We start from the raw sequence: 2,204 nt of genomic DNA on the forward strand, positions 1-2,204 counted from the left end.
TCCCCGTCCCGTCGTTCGTCCAAGCCGGGCCGTGATGATCTGAACTGCCGCCATCAATGGATAGCAAAAAGGCATTGTCCATGCAGTGGCATATCCGAACTGGGCACCTGTCTGGGCATAAGTTGCTATTCCGCTTGGATCATCATCGGCAGCACCTGTGATCAGGCCGGGACCAAGGACACTCAAAAGCCTGGGTTTACCCGCGTCAACGACGGGATCGCGATTGGAATTTGCGGGCTGGAAAGACGTCTGTGTCATTAAAAAATATCCAAATCTTTAGCCGGAGAACTCTGTGCCGGGGCAATGTCTCAAGTCATACGCCTGACAAGCCAAATGTCCGCCCGACCTGGCAGTGGGTGTATCTGTTCCTGGAGGCCGCGCATTAAGTTCTGGTCTCAGGTGGGACGGCTGACCGCCGTAACGTCTCTTGGCACTTTTCAAAATGATAGTCGTCATGGGGTCATCTTCTGTCTAGTTCACGCAAGTGGAAGAACGCCGGGGGCGCTCTTCCATTTCCTTTTGCTAGTGAACGACGCGAACCACGGTCCTGTTTGAAGGATCGACGATCACACGTTGATGGTTGACCACGGCATATGCGTATTTCGGATTATCCGGGACGCGCATCACCCTGACCGTCTCCGGTAGTGGCCTGCCAACCACGACTTTCTCTCGGACGACGACTTCATCTTCCGGTATCGGCTGCTGTTCCACATATGTAACGACTCTCCGTGGCGGCGGAGCGAGTACGGTACCAACAACTGCGCCGGCAACGCCGCCCACAGCAGCGCCGACGGGGCCTCCAACGATTGCACCGGTCACGGCGCCACCGGCAGCGCCATTAACGGTGCCTTCCTGCGCAGAGGCAGCTGTTGCAAAACCAAGCACCAGTGCCCCAGCTACGATCAGTTTCTTGTACATAACCAATTCCTTTCAACAGTCAGAGCCAAGGCGAGAAGAGACAAAAACATCTTCTTTGTCCGGCTTTGCTGTCCGTCGCCCTCGGCTCGTGTTACGTGGACGGCAAAGCTGAAAGGCAAACGTCATCGCAGGTGCGCCGTTCCGAGGTTGGACTTCAGTCTCATGACGGCAGGGAATTGGGCCGATTCAGGACCGGTCGAAAGTCTGATCAAAACACGGCAAAGGTCTGAAATCCTTTGGCAAATGGCCGCCGGTGGAACAAAGCTCAGGACCACAAGTTGTGGCAGCCGAAGGGAACAATTCCACTAGGGAGAGTAATCATGAAACGAATTTTGCTTGCCACGGCCGTGATGTTTGCGGTGTCTGGTGGCGTCTACGCGCAGGACGCAGTTGTGGTTGAAGTTCCACAGCCAGCCCGCGACTACGTTATCGCTCATCCGACCGATCCGGTACTCGTCGAGGGTGATATCGCGGTTGGCACTGCAGTACCAGCGGACGTGAAAGTAGTGCCGATCCCAGACAGTCCGGATTACGGCTACATATACGTGGACAAACAACCGGTTATTGTGACGATGAAAGACCGCAAGATCGTCTACATGTCGAACTGAGTTGCCCGTCACAGAGTGTTCTGGTGGCGGAAGGCTGATCCCTACTATCAGCCGTGGCTTAGCCGCATAATCTCCGAAGAGGGGCGGCTAAGCCACATTAACAAGACGCGCCATATGAGCGGGAAGCGGCGCCTCACTGACTTATAACCCCCGCCTTTGACTTCAGACGGCGCGCCGGAGCTACACTCGGTTCGGCCGTCTTCCTTTGCTACAACCTCAGTCAATACGGCGTCCCGCTCAGGCCCAACTGTTTCGATCCACACGCCGAGCATTTCAACCTCGGGGCGAGGTCCTTGTGCATGGCGCTATGGTTTCGTCCGAGCTTCTCCGCCAGCATCTGCAGATCCATCTTTGTCCGGTATTTGCATCCTAGTCGGTGGCAGAACGCCTAAAGCGTATATCCGTGATCTATCATCGCACCGATTGTGCCGTTTTCGCTTGTATCGACGTGCACCTGGACGGGTTGCACCGTGCTGGTGTTTGACGGCATCCAAAAGGCATCTACGTATAAGCACAATGTCCTCAAGTTGATTTGGACGATCATGGCACGATGAAAACGCCACGAATTTACCGCTATTGCTTCGAGTATGGAACCGACAAATAACATCTGCACTGTGCGGAAGAAACCGTAGCAATGCTGGTTCTCATAACGAGTGCACGCCCTGTCAGCCTCTCGGC

General features: G+C 55.1%; 4 protein-coding genes. 1 reads left to right on the forward strand and 3 read right to left on the reverse strand.

Features of this window, described 5'->3' with window-relative positions; genetic code table 11:
• Both ACXJ5O_RS24985 and ACXJ5O_RS24990 read right to left on the reverse strand, forming a co-directional pair.
• Positions 1 to 258 (reverse strand): divalent metal cation transporter (locus tag ACXJ5O_RS24985; protein WP_457302261.1); only part of this gene is annotated, 258 nt, incomplete at its 3' end.
• Between the two features lie 264 nt (positions 259 to 522).
• Positions 523 to 918, reverse strand: a complete 396-nt coding sequence (locus tag ACXJ5O_RS24990; protein ID WP_457302262.1) for a DUF1236 domain-containing protein — start codon at positions 916 to 918, stop codon at positions 523 to 525.
• 320 nt (positions 919 to 1,238) lie between these two features.
• On the opposite strand from ACXJ5O_RS24990, the gene ACXJ5O_RS24995 reads away from it, so the two are divergent.
• Positions 1,239 to 1,526, forward strand: a complete 288-nt coding sequence (locus ACXJ5O_RS24995; protein WP_457302263.1) for a DUF1236 domain-containing protein — start codon at positions 1,239 to 1,241, stop codon at positions 1,524 to 1,526.
• Positions 1,527 to 1,914: 388 nt separating this feature from the next.
• On the opposite strand, the gene ACXJ5O_RS25000 is transcribed toward ACXJ5O_RS24995, so the two are convergent.
• The coding region (locus tag ACXJ5O_RS25000; RefSeq protein WP_457302264.1) for a hypothetical protein at positions 1,915 to 2,204 on the reverse strand (290 nt) is incomplete at its 5' end.

It is taken from the genome of Phyllobacterium sp. P5_D12 (assembly GCF_054049495.1).

Coding starts and splice junctions, on each gene's coding strand:
- ACXJ5O_RS24990 (WP_457302262.1), bottom strand. CDS start 918: ATGTACAAGAAACTGATCGTAGCTGGGGCACTGGTGCTTGGTTTTGCA.
- ACXJ5O_RS24995 (WP_457302263.1), top strand. CDS start 1,239: ATGAAACGAATTTTGCTTGCCACGGCCGTGATGTTTGCGGTGTCTGGT.